The sequence below is a fragment of the Campylobacter sp. JH32 genome (genome assembly GCF_017846535.1).
Taxonomy (GTDB): Bacteria; Campylobacterota; Campylobacteria; order Campylobacterales; family Campylobacteraceae; genus Campylobacter_D; species Campylobacter_D coli.
Genome location: NZ_JAEQBS010000005.1, coordinates 123,600 through 141,206 on the forward strand (window position 1 = coordinate 123,600; position 17,607 = coordinate 141,206).

Below are 17,607 nucleotides of genomic sequence, written 5' to 3' on the forward strand. Positions count from 1 at the left end.
ACAAGAAGCCTTATGATTTTTCTTAAATTTTAATTTCATTATATATATTTTAAGAATTTGCTAGAATGAAGAGAAACTTTAAATAAAATAAAACAAAGGAGAAGACACATTATGTGGCAACAAATTTATGATCCGTTTAATAGCATTTGGCTCAGTGCCTTATTTGCTTTTTTACCTATTCTTTGCTTTTTAGCTTGTTTGGTATTTTTCAAGTTAAAAGGTTATCAAGCGGGTTTTTTAACCGTGGTTTTAGCAAGCGTCATAGCTTTATTTGTTTATGATATGCCTTGGAATTTAGTAGGTGCTAGCTTTGTACAAGGCTTTACAAATGGTATGTGGCCTATAGCTTGGATTATTATCGCGGCTATTTTTCTTTACAAACTTTCTATCAAATCAGGTTCTTTTGAAATCATTAAAAAAAGCGTGATGAGTATCACTCCTGATCACAGAATTCAAGTGATTTTAATAGGTTTTTGTTTTGGTTCTTTCTTAGAGGGTGCTATAGGTTTTGGTGGTCCAGTAGCTATCACAGCAGCTCTTTTGGTGGGACTTGGTTTGCGTCCTTTACAAGCAGCAGGACTTTGTCTTATAGCCAATACCGCACCTGTTGCTTTTGGTGCTGTGGGGATTCCTATTATCGCTATGGCAAATTTAGTAGGAGTTGAAGCTCATTCTGTTTCTGCTATGGTGGGTAGAATGCTTGTTCCACTTAGTCTTACTATACCTTTTTTTATAGTGTTTTTAATGGATGGTTTAAAAGGGGTAAAAGAAACTTTCCCTGCTATTTTAGTTGCCGCATTAAGCTTTACAGCAACGCAATTTTGGAGCTCAAATCACTTAGGCGCTGAACTTCCTGATATTATTTCAGCTATTGTGTCTTTAGCAGTTACAACTATCTTTTTAAAATTTTGGAAACCAAAAAATATTTTTAGACTAGATGGAGAAACTCATTTTAGCGAAGATAATACCCTAAATTTTGGTGATGTGTTAAAAGCTTGGACACCTTTTATTTTACTTATAGTTTGTATTATCATTTGGACTCAGCCTTGGTTTAAAGCTATCTTTGATAAAGATGGTTTTTTAAGCTATACAAGCATTAGCTTGCAATTTAGCAATCTTACAAGCGGTATTTTAAGTCCTTCTATCACAGGTATAGGCGAAGCTAAACCTCTTTCTTTAGGACTTGGAATCGATCTTATCAATGGTAAAAGTGTAGCTCAAGCAGGAACTGCGATTTTACTTGCAGCTTTTTTAACCATAGCTATTTTAAGAATAAAAGCTGAAGATGCTGCTGAATGTTTTTGGGCAACCCTAAAAGAAATGGCTATCCCTTGTCTTACTATAGGTTTGGTTGTAGCCTTTGCTTTTATCTCTAAAAATAGTGGTATGAGTACTACTTTAGGACTTGCTTTTGCTCATACAGGAGATGCTTTTGCATTCTTTTCGCCTATTATAGGTTGGATTGGAGTTTTCCTAACAGGATCAGATACAAGTGCTAACTTACTTTTTGGAACCTTGCAGCAAGTAAGTGCGCAAAAACTAGGCGTTAGTGAAGCTTTATTCTTAGCAGCAAACTCTGTAGGTGGAGTAGTAGGAAAAATGATCAGCCCTCAAAGTATAGCTATTGCTTGCGCAGCCGTTGGACTTGTAGGCAAAGAATCTGATCTTTTCAAATTCACACTCAAATATTCTATAGCTTTTATCATTTTAATAGGAATTTGGACTTGCATTATCGCATTCTTTTTACAAGGAATCATTCCAGAGGTAGTAGCCAAATAAAAACAAACTTGCAAGATTTATTCTTGCAAGTTTAAGCAAGTTTTAAATGAAAAAATTTTGAAAATATTTTTATCATTGATTTAATTTTGATTTTATTTTTCTAAAGTTAGAATAATTGTTTATATTAAATCTCTTAAAATGAAGGAGAAGAAATGAAAAAGGTGTATTTTTACGCCACATGCTTAGGAACTGCTGCCATGCAAGAAAGCGTTCTTAATGGTATTAAACTTTTACGCCGAGAAGGAGTGGAAGTTATTTTTAAAAAAAACCAAACCTGTTGTGCTCAACCCTCTTTTAATTCAGGATATTTTAATGAAAGTCGCGAAATAGCCTTATACAATGTAGATTTATTTGACAAAGATTATCCTATCGTTGTACCTAGTGGATCTTGTGCGGGTATGATGAGTCATGATTATAAAGAGCTTTTTAAGGATAGACCTGAATTTTCTAGAGTAAAAGATTTTAGCTCGCGTGTTATAGAACTTTCACAATATCTTGATGAAGTTTTAAATGTAAATTATGAAGATAAAGGAGAACCTATTAAAGTGACTTGGCATTCTAATTGCCATGCTTTAAGAGTTCAAAAAAGTATACAAGCAAGTAAAAATCTCATTAGAAAACTTAAAAATGTTGAACTTGTAGAATTACAATATGAAGAAGAATGTTGCGGTTTTGGGGGAACTTTTTCTGTAAAAGAACCTGAAATTTCAAATGCTATGGTAAGAAATAAGATTAAAGATATACAAAATACCGGAGTAAAATACCTCATCAGTGGAGATGGTGGCTGTCTTTTAAATATAGATGGAACTATGCGCAGAATGGGTTTAGATGTTAAAGGCATACACTTGTATGAATTTTTATTTAAGCGTTTGGAAGGAGAGAGATTATGAGTCAAAAAATTCCACACGAAGAAATTGTTCATATTAAATTAAACGACATTCAAATGCGTGAAAATTTGATGACTGCTATGCATACTTTGCAAAAAAATAGACTTGGGGTCATTGATGCAAGATTTAGGGATTGGCAAGGATTAAGAGCCAAAGCAAAACAAGCTAAAAACAATGCCTTAATGAGCCTAAAAGATAGGCTTTTAGAATTTGAAAAAAACGCTACAAAAAATGGCATACAAGTGCATTGGGCAAGTAGCGATAAGGATGCTTGTGAAATAGTCTATGAAATCATGCGTGAAAAAAATATCACCAAGCTTTTAAAAGGCAAGTCAATGGCGAGTGAGGAGATAGGATTAAATCATTATTTAGAAAAAAAAGGTTTAAAAGCCATAGAAACCGATCTTGGAGAGCTTATTTTACAACTCAATGAAGAACCGCCTTTGCATATAGTTGTCCCTGCTATTCATAGAAATCGCCACGAAATAGGTCAAATTTTTAAAGATAAACTTGGTGCAAAATTAGAAAATGACGAACCTGAAAGCTTAAATGCCATAGCAAGAGATCATTTAAGAAAAGACTTTGAAGGCTTAAAATTAGGACTTAGTGGTGTAAATTTTGCCATGTCAAGAGAGGGGGCTTTTTGGCTTATAGAAAATGAGGGAAATGGTAGAATGTGTACCACAGCACCCGATATTCACATCGCACTTTGTGGTGTAGAAAAAGTTATGGAAAGCTTTGAAGATGCAGCAACTATGGTTTCTTTACTTACTCCTTCAGCCACAGGACAATTTATACCTACTTATAACAACATTATCACAGGCCCACGAAAAAATGGGGATTTAGATGGCCCAAAAGAAGTGCATGTGATTTTATTTGATCACAATAGAACCAAAATGCTAGCTCATAAAGATTATTATGAGGCTTTGCGTTGTATTCGATGTGGGGCTTGTATGAATTTTTGCCCTGTTTATGATCAAATCGGCGGACACGCATACCAAACCACCTATCCAGGACCTATTGGTGAAGTAATCAGTCCAAATATTTTTGGTATAGATCACACAGGTGATATTTTAAATTTCTGTTCGCTTTGTGGACGCTGTTCAGAAGTTTGTCCGGTGCAAATTCCTTTAGCTGATCTGATTAGAAAACTAAGATGCGATAAGATAGGACAAGGAGAAAATCCACCTATGGGTGCAAAAAATATCCATCATAATGCAATGGAAGCCTTTGCATTTAAGCAATTCAAAAAAGCAGCAACAAAAGGTGAAAGATGGCGTTTTGCACTTTCAAAAGCGCATTATTTTAATTGGTTTGTGCAAAACTTATCAGGAGCTTTACCAGTGATTAAAAAATGGTATGCTTTTAAAGAATTACCTCAAATCAAAAAAGATCTATATAAAGAAATTCAGGCTATAGAAGGAGTAATTTATGAGTAAAATCAATGAAATTTCTAACAAAAGCAAAGAAAAAATTTTATCAGCACTCAATGAAGCTTATGAAGCAAAAGATTTTACTTATCAAGCCAGTATAGATCCTGTAGAGCATATTCAAACAAAAGAAGATGCCTTAGCTGAAATGAAGCAAAAAATGAGTGATAATAAATACATTGTTGAAAATGCTACTAAAGAAACTTTGGAAGAAAAAATCAATGAAATTATCACAAAATATAATTACAAAAAAATGATATATGGCACTGATTTAGGCTTAGATTTAAACAAAATTCAAGCCGAAGAAAAAATTTGCTTTGATAAGGAAATTGAAAATTTACGATATGAAGTTTTTCATAGCGATTTTTCTATAGTTCATGCAAGAGCTGGAGTAAGCTCTCATGGCGTTGCTTTGATACCTTCAAGCAAGGGACAACCTAGAATGCTAAGTCTTGCACCTAAGCTTTGTATAGTGTTATTAAAAGAAGAAGACATAGTAAAAAGCCTTAGCGAAGCTTTAAATTTGGTAAAAAAAGAAAATGAAATTTTACCTACAAATATTTTATTTATCGCAGGTCCTTCAAGAACAGCAGATATAGAATTAATCACTGTTTTTGGCGTTCATGGGCCTCAAATTGCTCATATTGTTATTTATTAAAAAGTTTTAGCTCTAGTGTTATTTACTAGAGCTAAAACCAGCTTAAGTTAAATAAATATTATACGAGATATATTAAAAATTTCATATTTTAAATATAGTTAAATGGGAATATTTATATCCTATTTAACTATATATCATTTTTAATATTGATTTAATATAAAATACGATAACATACCTCAATATCAAAACATACAAATAATTGAGATTTATTTGGAGAAAACTTTGGATAAATTAATTCCTGCTTGGGATGAAAAATACAGCATAAATGATGAGAAAATAGACGCGCAACACCAAAAACTTTTTGAATTAGCTGCTAAAATTGAAAATGCTGTTTATAAATTCGTTCAACGCGATGAGCTTAAAGAAATTCTTACCGAACTCTTTAATTATATGAAAGATCACTTCAGTAATGAAGAGGATTATATGCAAGAGATTTCTTATCCTTATTTAAATGAACATAAAATAATGCACAAAAACATTATCCACGATATGTCGCATCTTATCCAAAATATAAAGACTACCAATGATTTAAAAGAAAAACTTTATACTATAATGTCAGATTGGCTATTAGAACATATTTTACATCATGATGTTATGATAGGAAATTGGCTTTCAGAGCAATTATTAGCCAAACAAGAAGAAGAGCTAGAAAAACTTCAACAAGAGGATCTTCAACAAGAAAAACAATATGAAAACAATCCAAATCCAAGCCCTCCTCAAATCAAAAAAGAATACGATTTTATCTATTCTTGCCCTTGTAGAACAAATCACTTTCTTTCCTATATAGAGCATCTTGATATTATTTGTCATAAAAAACAACTAAGATGTAAAAAATGTCAAAAAAATCTATTTTATGTAAGAAGTGAAATCAAAACTGAAAAAAGGAATAATGATGTTTCCAAAGTGGGATGATAATTATAGCGTTCATAATGCCAAGATTGATGAGCAACACAAAAAACTTTTTGAATTAGCAGGTAAGGTTGAATTTATGTTTGATCGACCCGTGTATAAAGATGATATCAAAGCTCTATTGGCTGATTTTTTTAACTATATGAAAGATCATTTTAATGATGAAGAAAAATATATGAAGCTTATAGGATATCCTGGCTTAGAAGAGCATAAAAAGATACATAAAGAAATCATCCAATCCATGATAGACCTCATTAAAAACATAAAATCAACCAATGATTTAAAAGAAAAACTTTACACGGTTTCTAAAAAATGGCTCTTAGAACATATACTTTATGAAGATATGAAAGTAGAACAATACAGACGCTCTTCTTTATCCTCTGAAGATGATAGTGAAGTAAGTTTTGAAGAAGTAAAAGAAGAAAAAGATGATGAAACAGCTTTATATTTTTATACTTGCGAGTGTGTTGGACAAATTCACGATGTGCCTTTTGGAATTCATCAAAAAATACAATTAAAAGGTGCTAAATTTAAGTGTAAAAAATGCAAGATGGCCATACAATTTTATAAAAAACATTCCGAATCTTTTGAATAATAACTATTCTATAGTAGAATGAAATAAAAAATAATTGATTCTACTATGGACAAAAAAATAAAATATTATATCTCAAATAAAACAAAGTATTCTTATCCTATTTTAACCAAGGATATTCAATGCTCTAATTGCAAAAATTTTTACTCGATAGAATTTGCTTCAAATTTGAAAAAAATAGAAAAAGAATGCCCATCTTGCAAAACAAAAATGGACATTAAGCTTAAAGATTAGTTTTTTGCCTTGCTTACAATATTGATGATATTTTGAGCAACTTCATCAGCAAGTTCTAAGTGCGAAGTAAAGCCTACGCAAGAGCAATTTATCTCACCTAAAACATATTTATCGTTGCCTTTTTCATCATTATCTAAAATAAAATCAGCTGTCCAAATAAGCGGTAAATCATAATTACCCAATTTTGCACGCACCTTAGGAAGTTCTCCTAAAAACATATCTACCAAATTTTGCCAATCCTCGGGTTTATCATAGCGGTATTGCGCCCCACTAAAAAGCGTTGCAGAAAAAGCATCGGCATCTTCAGCTGGTTTTTTATGAACTACATTTACAGGAGTGTTATAAAGCATTAAAAGTCTTATCTCTCCTTCTTTAATGCGTGGTAAAAAAGTCATATCTACAAGCATACCATTATCACCTATGATATATTGCTCACAAAAATCCATAAATTCACCCAGTTCTCTATGCTCTACATGATTGTCTTTTGCTTCGGTACATTTGATTTTAGTATCTAAAGGCAAAATATCTCCTTTTACTTCGCCCTCTACACTCACACGCCAAATTCCCTCTCCTGTAGAGCCACGATTTTGTTTTAAAACCCTTTCGCCTTTAGCCAAACTTTTTGGAAAATTTTCTTTAAAAGTCTTGATATCATAGTATGCATAAGTATCACTTGGCACAAGATCTGTATCTGCAAGTTTTGTTAAAGCGTCTTTGGCTCCATAACCTATCATCGCATCAGGATGAGGCATACCCACAAGACCTTCTTGGCAAAGTTTTCTTAGCATATCAAAATACTCATTTTCTTCTTTAAGATTGCCAGGATTAATACGCGAAACATAACCATCAAAATTTTCTTTTACATAGTTATAAATTTCATTCTTTTTGCCTACTTCAAAAAAAATCACCTCGGCATTCCAACCCTTAGCTTTTAAAGCATTTACCATAGGCATAGTATCTTTTCTATAGCCATCTTCACCCTTATCGCTACCGCCTCTAACCTCAAAAAAGACTATATTTTTTTTCATTGCACTGCTCCTTTTAAGTTAAAATATAAACAATTATTTCATAAAAATGTTATAAAAGTTAAACGAATAAGAGGCTTTTTCTCCTATAAGATATAAAAAATTTAGAATTATTTTAATTCTAAAAAATTCGCATTCAATCTAAGCACAGTATCACTTATCACTTTACCTAAAAAATTGGAACTTTGACTCTCTAAACGATTTAAAAATCTATCGATTCTACCCTCTTCTTTCCAAACAGGATTTAAAACTTTAGCAAGTTCTTGAAGTTCTTTTTTTGCATTTTCATAATTGCTTAATTCATCAATAAGTCCTAAATCTTTTGCATTTTGTGCTAAAAACACCCTTGCATTTGCCCAATCTTTTCTTTTATCTAATTCCAAATCGCGTTCTTTGGCTACAAATTCTGAAAAAAGATCATAACTTTCATCAATCAAATTTTGCAAAAATTCTCTCTCTTCTTCACTCCAAGCCCTTGTAAAAGTTCCTGCACTCTTAAATTCCCCTGCTTGTATGGTTTGTTCTTTAATCCCTATTTTCTTAGCCAACTCACTCAAATCAGCACCCTGCATAATCACACCTATAGATCCTATAAAACTAGCAGGATTTGCCAAAATTTTATTTGCTCCTACTCCAGCCAAGTAACTCCCACTCGCCATAGTCCCACTTGCATAAGCTATAACAGGTTTTTTAGTCTTTAAATCCTTAATAGCCAAAGCTAGCTCCATACTTGGAGCAAAAGCACCCCCAGGAGAATCTATCACAAAAAGCACGCCTTTAATATTATCATTATTTTTAGCACTGATAATTTTTTCCAAAAGTTCTGAGCTATCTAATATCTCGCCTTTTAAGTCAATGCGTTCTAAATTTGCATATGATGAGCTTGAATTTGAGCTTGGTACCAAAAGCCAAATCACGATCAACAATAAAACAAAAGTTTTAAAATAAGTATTGATAAATTTTATCACGCTACCCAAACCCTTAAAAAATGATTTTAAAATTTGCATTCTTTTCCTTTTATAAATAATTTTTGCACTTCTTTAGCATTTAAAATAAATTGCAATGGCGCTTGCTCCTTGTTGCATTCTCCTAATTCAAATACACTAAAATCAGCCATTTTTCCTTGCTTGATTTCACCTAAATTTAAATTTAAAGCTTTAGCTGGATAAAGCGTTGCCATTTGTAAAAGCTTAGGAGCTAATTTTAACAAATCAAAATCTGTATGCACAAGCAAATTAGCACGCATTTCATCTAAAATCGATAAAGAAATATTAGAACTTAAACCATCTGTACCCAAATGGATATTTAAGCCGCTTTTTAAAGCCTTTTTTAAATCAAATGTTTTTTGACTTAAAAGACGATTTGAAAAAGCACAATGGGTAATAGAATGTAAATTTTTATCAAGCAAATCCATTTCTTTTAAATACACACAATGGGTAAAAAGCGTCCTAACACCTTTAAATAATTGAATAAATTCACTAGCTTTATAAAGAGGCTTAGGATCTGGCGTAAAGTTTTTAAACCATTCTTTAAACCCTCCTTTTGCCTCTTTAAGCCAAGCATTTTCAGCCTTACTTTCTAAAAAATGCGTACTGATTAATAACTTTTGCTTTTTAGCAAGATTGATTGCAAATTTTGCAAGCTCTGGATGAGTTGAATAAGCAGAATGCACAGAAATAGCAGGTATAAAAAACTCATCTTTAAATTTTAAAGATTTTTCAAATCTTGTTAAAAACTCTTGTTTTTTATCTTGAATTTGGGCTTCATTTATGCCTAAAATTTCATTAAAAAATACAACACGCATTCCATTTTGACTTGCTCTAACACAAGGATTTAAATCGCTGCCAAAGCTTGAAATTTCACCTATAGTACCTATACCGCTTTTTTGCATTTTTTGAATGTTTTTTAATATAAGCTCTTCTTTAGCTTGCTCATTTAACATAGAACGAGAGTTAATCACGCTTTTAAGCCAAATTAAAAATTCTCCAAAATGCAAAGTGGTCGAATTTGCGCTAAATTCTAAATGGGTGTGCGGATTGATAAAAGCAGGCAAAATGACGCAATTAGGGCTTGTTTTTATAAGCTTAGCCTCTGGGTATCGTTTTTTTAATTCTTCTAATTCGCCTAATTCTAAAATTTCATTCTCAAAAACAAAGGCTTTGTTTTCTAAAATACTAAATTGCTCGTCACATAAAAAGATATATTTTGCACTGATTATATACATTCTTTTTTCCTTGAATAAAATCACATTGTAGCGAAAATTTATTTTAAAATGTTATAATAAAAGGTTAAAAATAAAAATTTTAAGGCAAAATTATGAAAATAATGGTCATCCAAGGCCCAAATATCAATATGCTAGGCGTAAGGGAAGTTAGAATTTATGGTGCAATGAAAATGGAAGACATTCATACTCAAATGAAGATGGCAGCTTCTCAAAACAATGTTGAATTAGATTTTTTTCAAAGCAATTTTGAAGGCGAAATTGTAGATAAAATTCAAGAATGTCTTGGTACAGTAGATGGTATAATCATCAATGCTGCAGGCTATACTCATACTTCAGTAGCCATTCGTGATGCGATTTCTGCAGTGGCTTTACCTACGATAGAAGTACACATCAGTAATGTTTATCGCAGAGAAGAATTTCGTCAAAAAAGCCTTATAGCTCCTGTATGTTCTGGATCTATAGTAGGATTTGGTCCTTTTGGTTATCATTTAGCTTTAATGGGCATTATTCAAATTTGCGAGCAAGTAAAAAATTTGCATGCTGCGCAAGCACAGCAAATGCAAGCTGGGGCTCAAAATTAAAAATGCTAAAAATAAAAGGAGCAAGACGACTTGAAACAAGCCGTTTTTTTCCTTATTTTAGCCAAAACAAAAAAGAATTTAAATACCTTGCTCTAGTAGGTCTAGGAAGCAATATAGAGCCGGAAAAAAAAAGGTTTAACAAGCTTTTTCGTGTAATGATGGAGGATAGAAGGTTTAAAATTTTAGCCACATCTCCATTTTTGATCAATGAAGCTTTTGGTTTTAAAGCTCAAAAAGATTTTACGAATGCAGCAATGCTTATACAAACAAACCTACACGCAAGAGCTTTTTTGAAAGTTTTACTTTTTTATGAGCTTAAATTTAAAAGAAAAAGAACTTTCAAAAACGCTCCTAGAACACTTGATTTAGATCTTTTATATTTTTCACAAAAAGTCAAGCGTGATGAGGGGTGTATGGTGCCTCATATAGGGGCTAATCAAAGAATAAGTGTAATTTTGCCCTTGGGCTTAACAAAAGGATTGTAAATGGGACAACTTATCCATACCTTTACTGTAGAAGATACAGAGCAAATTATCCCGAAAGTAAAAGAGGATTATGGCGACAAAGCTTTAATTATTACCAATAAACAAATTCGTCCCAAAACACTTAACCGCGCTGCTCTTTATGAAGTAATGGTTGCTATAGAAGAGAGTGATTATGAAGAGCATTTGAAAAAAATGGGAAAATCCTTGCCTCCTAAAAAAACTATCGCTAAAACTTTAGAAAAACAAAATCTTGAAGAAAAAGTCAATGCTTCAATACCACAAAATAACGAAGATGAAGATGTGATTCTTGATTTTTCAAATACTAGGGCAAATTTAGCAAAAACCAAAACTAGCGACACTAATTACCAAGACTTTCCACAAAGTAAAATCAATCCTAATCCCACCATGGGTTTTAACGATTTTAAAGAACGCTTAAGTGAAGTAAGCAATGAAATTTCAAAAGTAACCAATACCCCTTTGGTAGATAATTATGCACCCAATCCAAACTATAATAAAAAAATAGAGAATTTTGAAAAACAAATCAATAAGCTTAATGATAAAATCGATTTACTCGCAGACATGATGTGGGATGAAAAAGCAGAAGCTCGCAACAATCTTATCATTCCTCCTGAATTTGCAACCATTTATAAAAAAGCCAAAGAAAGCGGTATGCTTGAAAAGCATTTAGAAGCTATCATGAAAGCCACTATAGAAAATATGCCTGCGGCCATGAAAACAAACAAAGACGCTGTGCAACGATATTTTTATTCTCTTTTGAGAAATATTTTACCTTGCAGGGTAGAAAGTGAAATCAAAAAACAAAAAATTATGATGCTTGTAGGCCCGACAGGGGTTGGAAAAACCACAACTTTAGCAAAGCTAGCTTTTCGTTATGCTTATGGAGATAAGCGCTATAAAACAGGTATAATCACTTTAGATACTTATAGAATCGGTGCTGTAGAACAACTTTTCCAATATGCAAAAATGATGAAACTTCCCATCATCGATAGTATAGAACCAAAAGATTTGGACGAGGCGATTAAAAGTCTTAATAACTGCGAAGTAATTTTAGTCGATACTATAGGAAATTCGCAATACGATCAAAACAAACTTGCCAAAACAAAAGAATTTCTTATGCATTCAAATGCTGAAATTGATGTTAGTCTAGTCGTTTCTGCTAATACCAAGCATGAAGACCTGATGGAAATTTACAAAAATTTTTCATTTTTAAATATCGACACCCTTATCATCACCAAATTTGATGAAACTAAGGTTTTTGGAAATATTTTCTCTTTAATTTATGAAACTAATATCCCACTAAGCTTTTTCTCTACAGGACAAGAAGTGCCTGATGATATAGAAGTAGCCAATAGCGATTTTTTAGTTCGCTGTATCTTAGAAGGTTTTAACAAAGGAAAAGATAATGAATAATCAAGCCAATAAACTCCGTAGCCTTATGAATCAAAATGGAGGAAAAAAATCACAAAACACTCATTTTATAGCGATTACAAGTGGAAAAGGTGGAGTAGGTAAAAGCACCATTAGCGCAAATTTGGCAAATGTACTTGCTAATAATGGATATAAAGTAGGACTTTTTGATGCAGATATTGGCTTAGCAAATCTTGATGTTATTTTAAATGTTCGCATTCAAAAAAATCTTTTACATGTTTTGCGCGGAGAATGCTCTTTAGAAGATATTTTGATCGAAGTAAAGCCAAATTTATGGCTCATCCCTGGTGAAAGCGGTGATGAAATTTTAAAATACAACGATAAAAACATTTATGAAAGATTTTTAAATCAAGCAAGTATTTTAGATGAGCTTGATTTTCTTATCATCGACACAGGTGCAGGAATAGGAGGAAATATACTGAATTTCTTAGAAATGTCAGATGAAGTTGTAGTAGTAACCGTTCCTGATCCTGCTGCGATTACCGATGCATATGCAACCATTAAAACCACCTCTAAGACAAAAGAAAATTTACTGATGCTATTTAATGTTGTCAAAAATGAAAATGAGGCTTTAAAAGTTTTTGAAAATATTAAAAAAGTTGCTGATGCAAATATAAAAAATCGTTTAAATTTAGAATTTTTAGGACACTTGAGCGCTTCAAAAGATGTAAGTGGTAGCATTAAAAAACGCACCTTGTTTACAGATGAAAATTCTGCTTCAAGTGACGAGCTTAAAGCCCTAGCTTCCAAGCTTTTATATAGGTTGGAACGGAAAGTGCTTGATAATGTCACAAGTCGAAGTTTTTCAAATTTCTTTAGGAAAATCATCGAACGATTCTAAGCAATAAAGAGAAGATATTATGAGACCTGAAAATTATGTAGCATTTTTTACCGTTTGCGGATTTTTTATAGGATTGGCTTTTAGTATTATTAGTATAGAAGAAGCTTTTGATATTTTAATTTCTACTTGTTTTATTACTTTTATGTTTTATGTTTTTATACACATTGCTATTATGAATTTTATCGATATTAAAAAAATCAGTGGGCGAATTTTCAATAAACATGATTATGAAAAGACTAGCAATAATATTATAAATGACTTAGTCATTCGTGAAAAGAAAATGGATATAATCTTAGAAAAGCTTAACGAAGAAAGAGAAGAGCTTAAGAAAAACGAATCAAAAGAAAGACGCAAAAATGCAAAAAGAGCCGCCTAAAGCCTATGCTCAAATGATAAAAGATGAACAAGATCAGCTAGTTTTATCCTATATGCCTGCACTTCGTGCAATGGCTTTTAGACTAAAAGAACGCTTGCCTTCTAGCATTGATGTAAATGATCTAATTAGCATTGGCGTTGAAGAAATGATCAAGCTTTCACGCCGCTACGATAAAGAGCAAAATGATAGTTTTTGGGGATTTGCTAGAAAGCGTGTTAATGGCGCTATGCTTGATTTTTTACGCTCTTTAGATGTAATGAGTCGCAATAACCGTAAAATCATTAAAGATATTGATATTTTAATCGACGAATATTTTAGAGAACATGAAGAAGAGCCTGATGATGAATATCTAGCTAAAAAGCTTGATTTGGATGTAGAAAAGATTAAAGAAGTGCGCACCGCACATGCTATTAGCTATACTTTACCCATTGATGATCAATTAGAGCTTTATAATGAAGATGATACTTTAGAAAAATTAGAAAAAGAACAACTTTTAGAAAAAATTCACGAAGTATTAGAAGATCTTAAAGAACGCGATCAACTCATCATACAGCTTTATTATTATGAAGAACTCAGTCTTAAGGAGATTAGTGAAATTTTAGAGATTAGCGAGAGTAGAATTTCACAAATTCATAAAAAACTTTTAAAAAAACTTAGAGAAAGGCTAGTGTAATGGCAGAAATACTCTCCCAAGAAGAAATTGACGCTCTACTTGAAGTTGTCGATGATAATACCAATACGCCTACAGCCTCTGAAAAAGATGGAAAAGATGAAAGAAATATAGTTGTATATGACTTTAAGCGTCCAAATAGGGTATCTAAAGAGCAACTTAGGACAATTAAAGGTATACACGATAAACTAGCAAGAAATTTAGCTTCTCAAATTTCGTCCATGATGAGAAGTATTGTTGAAACCAAACTTCACTCGGTGGATCAAATGACTTATGGTGAGTTTTTGATGTCGCTACCAAGCCCTACAAGCTTTAACGTTTTCTCTATCAAGCCTCTTGATGGAAACTGCGTTTTAGAGATTAACCCAAGCATTGCTTTTCCTATGATAGATAGACTTTTAGGAGGTCAAGGCGATAGCTATGAGGCTTCGCGAGAGCTTACTGATATAGAGCTTAATTTGCTTGATTCTATTTTGCGTATCATCATGCAAAGACTTAAAGAAAGCTGGGCTACAGTAACTGAAATTTATCCTAGTATAGAAGCTAAAGAATCAAGCCCCAATGTTGTACAAATCGTATCGCAAAACGAAATCGTTATCATGGTGGTGATGGAAATCATCATAGGAAATTCAAGCGGTATGGTAAATATCTGCTATCCTGTTGTCCATTTAGAAAGTATCTTGAGTCGTTTAGCAAACCGTGATATTATGATGGGTGAAACCTCAGCCAAAAAATCACGCAACAAAGAACTTAAAACTTTAATCGGTCGTGCTGAAGTGGTATATGAGGCAATTTTAGGAAAAACCTTAATTAATGTTCATGAATTTTTAGAACTTAAACAAGGCGATATTTTAAGGCTTGATAGAGAAGCAGACGATAAAGCTATAGTAAGTATCGATAAAAAAGATGTTTTCTTAGCACAAATTGGATTGCATCGTTTTAGAAAATCTATTAAAATTTTAGAACTTATACGCACAGATAAAGATGAAATCAAAGAAATTTTGGAAAAATACGAAGAAGAGCGTAAAGCTAAAGCCAGTGTTTATGATGAGCCTGAAGAGGAGGAAGAAGAAATATGATCAATGAATTTTTAAAATTATTTACAAACGAATGCACAAGCACCATAGAAGGACTTACAGGAAAAAGTGCAGAATTTAGCGAATATAAAGAATTTGATGTTTCATCACAAGATACACTCAAACCGCCTCTTGTTTATGCGGTTTTTAACATCAAAGAAGGTGGCAAAATAGGTATATTAGCAGGTGCTGTACTTATGAGTGCTATTGGTGAATGGATGATGGGCGAAGAAGAAATTTCTAAAAACGATCAACTAGGCCCTGATGAAATGGACGCTGCTAAAGAAGCAATTCAAAACATCATTTCGGCTTTTTCTACCACTTTAGGCGCACAAAAAGACATACCAAAAATGGATTTTGAAATCAGCTCTTGCGAATTTGTAGCAGAAAATGTTGATTTTAAAGATTTTACAAAACTTTATTTCTTTGATGTCAAAATAGAAGACTTAGAAGAGCAAATTTCTTTAATTGTAGATCAAACTCTTCATAATATTTTAAGCGGCAAAGCTGCAGATGATGGCCATGCACACTCTAGCTCAAATTCAGAAAATAAAGGTTTTGAGATAAGTGAAGAACTTAAAAATATCAATCTCATCATGGATGTGCGTTTGCCTGTTCGTGTGCGTATAGGCAATAAAAAAATGCTTTTAAAAGATGTTTTAACTATGGATATAGGCTCAGTTGTGGAGCTTAATCAACTTGCAAACGATCCGCTTGAAATTTTAATTGGGGATAAAAGAATTGCTTATGGCGAGGTAGTAATTGTCGATGGTAACTTCGGCGTTCAAATTACAGAAATTGGTTCTAAAAAAGAAAGATTAGAACAACTAAGATAAAAAGTTTTAGCCTACAAATTAAGAATAATAAATATAAACGAATTAAAACTAAAACAAACTAAAAGGGCTGAAATCAAAATGTAAAGATTTTGGAGTGTTTAACTTAAAAGGTTTTAGCTCTTTTTTAGGAGCAACAATTAAAGCATAACCGCCTTTATTATATCTATCCCAAATACTAAAAAATTGATTTTTGGAACTTATATATTCTCCATGACTTGGATCAAGCACTTGTAAATAATTACCTTTATGATTAATAATTACCGCAAAATGTGGAAAGCGTGGATCATCTTCAATTTTTACAAGCATTGGAATATTTACAAGTTTATCCAAGTTTTCTCTATTGATTTGATATGAATTGCTTTGAAAGCCCAGTTTTTTAACTGCATCGTTTAAATCTGTAAAGCTTACCATATCCGTATAAAGTTCTTGTCCGCTCATAATCTTTAAAAGTTCAAGTTCATCAAACTTTTTTTGATCATCAAGTATATTAAGTAAAGTTGCTAAAGATGAAGCCCCACAAGATTGCTCATAAGTTTGTCTTATTACTCTTTCGTTTTTAATTTCTTGATAAGACTTAACTACCCATTCGGCTTTTGTACTCAAAGCAAGAATGGGTAAAAATAATAAAATTTTTAGAATTTTTTCCATAAGCTTATCCCAAATATGCTATCAGGAGAAGCAGAGCTTCCTCCAAAACTAGCATTAACAGAAACTGCGGTATCTGAATTAATGCTATAAGTAGAACCTAAACTTAAAGTTGGAATAGAACGCACTTCAGAATTTTGATAGCCATTGATTTTTTGTTTCATTTGAAATCTTTGCTCTGCTCCTAAATCTAAAGTAATTTTGGGGCTTAGAATAATAGATAAATTTCCACCCACATAAATACTATTTCCATACTCTATTTTAAGAGTTTTAAATTTTCTTGATTGATTATAACCAAATCCTGTATAAATACTATAAACTACAGGATCGCTATATCCCCTTAAACTAGCTTGTAAGCTTTGTGATTTTAGATAAAAGTTTTTGGTTTGATTGATTGCTTTTTCTCTTTGAACGACTGCAGTTTGAAAGGTAATTTGTGGAATTAAATCTGCAATGCTATCGCCTGTATAAATAAAACCTAGCCATAAATTATCAAAACCTATTCTGTTTTTACTAGAATACTCATTTGTAAAAAAGTTTGTATATTCTTGTCTTGCATAACTTCCGCCCCCTGAAATAAGTATGTCAAACTTAGGTGTTAGGGTATAAATGAAAGTTTGAGTTAAAAACACTTGCTTTGTATCATTCCAAATTGTAGGATCTCCGCCTATTGTTATATTAGGATAAAGAGAATACGAGTTTGCATTTCCTGTGCTAAGTAAAGAAAAGCTTGTAATGCTTCTTAAGCCTATTTGCTTTTTAAATAAACTGTCTATATTTAGTTCATCACTAGCAAAAACACAATTAACTAAAACCATAAATGCTAAGAAAATTTTTTTCATTGTCAATCCTTATATTTTAAATAATCAGCTCAAGTTAATTTTAAAATTTAATCCTTGATATTGAAAAG

At 32.1% G+C, this 17,607-nt stretch carries 20 protein-coding genes; 15 read left to right on the top strand and 5 right to left on the bottom strand.

Translation table 11 applies throughout. The features are described 5' to 3' along the window. Positions 1-111 precede the first annotated feature (111 nt). The 7 genes from KAR67_RS05230 (at position 112) to KAR67_RS05260 (ending at position 6,489) form a co-directional block, all read left to right on the top strand. Positions 112-1,779, top strand: coding sequence for an L-lactate permease (locus KAR67_RS05230; RefSeq protein WP_002781351.1), 1,668 nt, complete (start codon positions 112-114; stop codon positions 1,777-1,779). 152 nt (positions 1,780-1,931) lie between these two features. After that, the gene (locus KAR67_RS05235; RefSeq protein ID WP_002778775.1) at positions 1,932-2,669 is read left to right on the top strand and encodes a (Fe-S)-binding protein; all 738 of its coding nucleotides are present in this window, start codon (positions 1,932-1,934) and stop codon (positions 2,667-2,669) included. Further along, positions 2,666-4,105 carry a LutB/LldF family L-lactate oxidation iron-sulfur protein gene (locus KAR67_RS05240; RefSeq protein ID WP_002778772.1) on the top strand — a complete coding sequence of 480 codons (1,440 nt, stop codon included), beginning with the start codon at positions 2,666-2,668 and terminating at the stop codon, positions 4,103-4,105. Before KAR67_RS05235 ends, KAR67_RS05240 begins: the two co-directional genes overlap by 4 nt. After that, a complete protein-coding gene (locus KAR67_RS05245; RefSeq protein ID WP_060787510.1) occupies positions 4,098-4,754 on the top strand; it encodes a lactate utilization protein C in 657 nt (218 codons plus the stop codon). The genes KAR67_RS05240 and KAR67_RS05245 overlap by 8 nt, the downstream gene beginning before the upstream one ends. 222 nt (positions 4,755-4,976) lie before the next feature. Further along, positions 4,977-5,666 carry a hemerythrin family protein gene (locus KAR67_RS05250; RefSeq protein WP_002778769.1) on the top strand — a complete coding sequence of 230 codons (690 nt, stop codon included), beginning with the start codon at positions 4,977-4,979 and terminating at the stop codon, positions 5,664-5,666. After that, positions 5,647-6,258 (top strand): bacteriohemerythrin, encoded by a 612-nt coding sequence (locus tag KAR67_RS05255; protein WP_002778768.1) that lies wholly within the window; start codon positions 5,647-5,649, stop codon positions 6,256-6,258. Before KAR67_RS05250 ends, KAR67_RS05255 begins: the two co-directional genes overlap by 20 nt. Positions 6,259-6,303: 45 nt before the next feature. Further along, positions 6,304-6,489 (top strand): hypothetical protein, encoded by a 186-nt coding sequence (locus tag KAR67_RS05260; RefSeq protein WP_002782117.1) that lies wholly within the window; start codon positions 6,304-6,306, stop codon positions 6,487-6,489. Here the strand turns inward: KAR67_RS05260 and KAR67_RS05265 are convergent. From KAR67_RS05265 to KAR67_RS05275, 3 genes are all read right to left on the bottom strand, one after another. Then, complete coding sequence (locus KAR67_RS05265; RefSeq protein ID WP_002778766.1) at positions 6,486-7,517, bottom strand: Cj0069 family protein; 1,032 nt, start codon at positions 7,515-7,517, stop codon at positions 6,486-6,488. The genes KAR67_RS05260 and KAR67_RS05265 overlap by 4 nt on opposite strands. A 107-nt stretch (positions 7,518-7,624) precedes the next feature. Continuing rightward, entirely contained in the window at positions 7,625-8,521 is an 897-nt protein-coding gene (gene sppA, locus KAR67_RS05270) for a signal peptide peptidase SppA (protein ID WP_002778765.1), read from the bottom strand. After that, positions 8,509-9,738, bottom strand: coding sequence for a metal-dependent hydrolase (locus KAR67_RS05275; RefSeq protein ID WP_002778764.1), 1,230 nt, complete (start codon positions 9,736-9,738; stop codon positions 8,509-8,511). Before KAR67_RS05275 ends, sppA begins: the two co-directional genes overlap by 13 nt. 92 nt (positions 9,739-9,830) lie before the next feature. Between KAR67_RS05275 and aroQ the strand changes: the two genes are divergently transcribed. The 8 genes from aroQ to fliY are packed head-to-tail and all read left to right on the top strand — an operon-like array spanning position 9,831 to position 16,052. Beyond that, positions 9,831-10,319, top strand: a complete 489-nt coding sequence (gene aroQ, locus KAR67_RS05280; RefSeq protein WP_002784836.1) for a type II 3-dehydroquinate dehydratase — start codon at positions 9,831-9,833, stop codon at positions 10,317-10,319. A 2-nt stretch (positions 10,320-10,321) separates the two neighbouring features. Next, positions 10,322-10,804 (top strand): 2-amino-4-hydroxy-6-hydroxymethyldihydropteridine diphosphokinase, encoded by a 483-nt coding sequence (folK, locus tag KAR67_RS05285; RefSeq protein WP_002778760.1) that lies wholly within the window; start codon positions 10,322-10,324, stop codon positions 10,802-10,804. Further along, positions 10,805-12,235 (top strand): flagellar biosynthesis protein FlhF, encoded by a 1,431-nt coding sequence (gene flhF / locus KAR67_RS05290; RefSeq protein WP_002778758.1) that lies wholly within the window; start codon positions 10,805-10,807, stop codon positions 12,233-12,235. Continuing rightward, positions 12,228-13,094 (top strand): flagella biosynthesis ATPase FlhG, encoded by an 867-nt coding sequence (flhG, locus tag KAR67_RS05295; RefSeq protein WP_002778756.1) that lies wholly within the window; start codon positions 12,228-12,230, stop codon positions 13,092-13,094. Before flhF ends, flhG begins: the two co-directional genes overlap by 8 nt. Before the next feature lie 19 nt (positions 13,095-13,113). Continuing rightward, complete coding sequence (locus KAR67_RS05300; protein ID WP_002778754.1) at positions 13,114-13,470, top strand: hypothetical protein; 357 nt, start codon at positions 13,114-13,116, stop codon at positions 13,468-13,470. Further along, positions 13,451-14,143 (top strand): RNA polymerase sigma factor FliA, encoded by a 693-nt coding sequence (locus KAR67_RS05305; RefSeq protein WP_002778752.1) that lies wholly within the window; start codon positions 13,451-13,453, stop codon positions 14,141-14,143. The genes KAR67_RS05300 and KAR67_RS05305 overlap by 20 nt, the downstream gene beginning before the upstream one ends. Then, positions 14,143-15,219, top strand: a complete 1,077-nt coding sequence (gene fliM / locus KAR67_RS05310; RefSeq protein WP_002778751.1) for a flagellar motor switch protein FliM — start codon at positions 14,143-14,145, stop codon at positions 15,217-15,219. Before KAR67_RS05305 ends, fliM begins: the two co-directional genes overlap by 1 nt. Beyond that, a complete protein-coding gene (fliY, locus tag KAR67_RS05315; protein ID WP_002778750.1) occupies positions 15,216-16,052 on the top strand; it encodes a flagellar motor switch protein FliY in 837 nt (278 codons plus the stop codon). The genes fliM and fliY overlap by 4 nt, the downstream gene beginning before the upstream one ends. Positions 16,053-16,100: 48 nt before the next feature. On the opposite strand, the gene KAR67_RS05320 is transcribed toward fliY, so the two are convergent. Beyond that, positions 16,101-16,700, bottom strand: a complete 600-nt coding sequence (locus KAR67_RS05320) for a C39 family peptidase (protein WP_002804181.1) — start codon at positions 16,698-16,700, stop codon at positions 16,101-16,103. After that, on the bottom strand, positions 16,685-17,539 hold the full coding sequence (locus KAR67_RS05325; RefSeq protein WP_101348729.1) for a hypothetical protein: 855 nt from the start codon (positions 17,537-17,539) through the stop codon (positions 16,685-16,687). The genes KAR67_RS05320 and KAR67_RS05325 overlap by 16 nt, the downstream gene beginning before the upstream one ends. Positions 17,540-17,607 lie beyond the last annotated feature (68 nt).

Bases quoted from the DNA above. Each gene is read 5' to 3' on its own strand.
- KAR67_RS05230 (WP_002781351.1), top strand. From the start codon at position 112: ATGTGGCAACAAATTTATGATCCGTTTAATAGCATTTGGCTCAGTGCC.
- KAR67_RS05235 (WP_002778775.1), top strand. From the start codon at position 1,932: ATGAAAAAGGTGTATTTTTACGCCACATGCTTAGGAACTGCTGCCATG.
- KAR67_RS05240 (WP_002778772.1), top strand. From the start codon at position 2,666: ATGAGTCAAAAAATTCCACACGAAGAAATTGTTCATATTAAATTAAAC.
- KAR67_RS05245 (WP_060787510.1), top strand. From the start codon at position 4,098: ATGAGTAAAATCAATGAAATTTCTAACAAAAGCAAAGAAAAAATTTTA.
- KAR67_RS05255 (WP_002778768.1), top strand. From the start codon at position 5,647: ATGTTTCCAAAGTGGGATGATAATTATAGCGTTCATAATGCCAAGATT.
- KAR67_RS05260 (WP_002782117.1), top strand. From the start codon at position 6,304: ATGGACAAAAAAATAAAATATTATATCTCAAATAAAACAAAGTATTCT.
- KAR67_RS05265 (WP_002778766.1), bottom strand. From the start codon at position 7,517: ATGAAAAAAAATATAGTCTTTTTTGAGGTTAGAGGCGGTAGCGATAAG.
- sppA (WP_002778765.1), bottom strand. From the start codon at position 8,521: ATGCAAATTTTAAAATCATTTTTTAAGGGTTTGGGTAGCGTGATAAAA.
- KAR67_RS05275 (WP_002778764.1), bottom strand. From the start codon at position 9,738: ATGTATATAATCAGTGCAAAATATATCTTTTTATGTGACGAGCAATTT.
- aroQ (WP_002784836.1), top strand. From the start codon at position 9,831: ATGAAAATAATGGTCATCCAAGGCCCAAATATCAATATGCTAGGCGTA.
- folK (WP_002778760.1), top strand. From the start codon at position 10,322: ATGCTAAAAATAAAAGGAGCAAGACGACTTGAAACAAGCCGTTTTTTT.
- flhF (WP_002778758.1), top strand. From the start codon at position 10,805: ATGGGACAACTTATCCATACCTTTACTGTAGAAGATACAGAGCAAATT.
- flhG (WP_002778756.1), top strand. From the start codon at position 12,228: ATGAATAATCAAGCCAATAAACTCCGTAGCCTTATGAATCAAAATGGA.
- KAR67_RS05300 (WP_002778754.1), top strand. From the start codon at position 13,114: ATGAGACCTGAAAATTATGTAGCATTTTTTACCGTTTGCGGATTTTTT.
- KAR67_RS05305 (WP_002778752.1), top strand. From the start codon at position 13,451: ATGCAAAAAGAGCCGCCTAAAGCCTATGCTCAAATGATAAAAGATGAA.
- fliM (WP_002778751.1), top strand. From the start codon at position 14,143: ATGGCAGAAATACTCTCCCAAGAAGAAATTGACGCTCTACTTGAAGTT.
- fliY (WP_002778750.1), top strand. From the start codon at position 15,216: ATGATCAATGAATTTTTAAAATTATTTACAAACGAATGCACAAGCACC.
- KAR67_RS05320 (WP_002804181.1), bottom strand. From the start codon at position 16,700: ATGGAAAAAATTCTAAAAATTTTATTATTTTTACCCATTCTTGCTTTG.
- KAR67_RS05325 (WP_101348729.1), bottom strand. From the start codon at position 17,539: ATGAAAAAAATTTTCTTAGCATTTATGGTTTTAGTTAATTGTGTTTTT.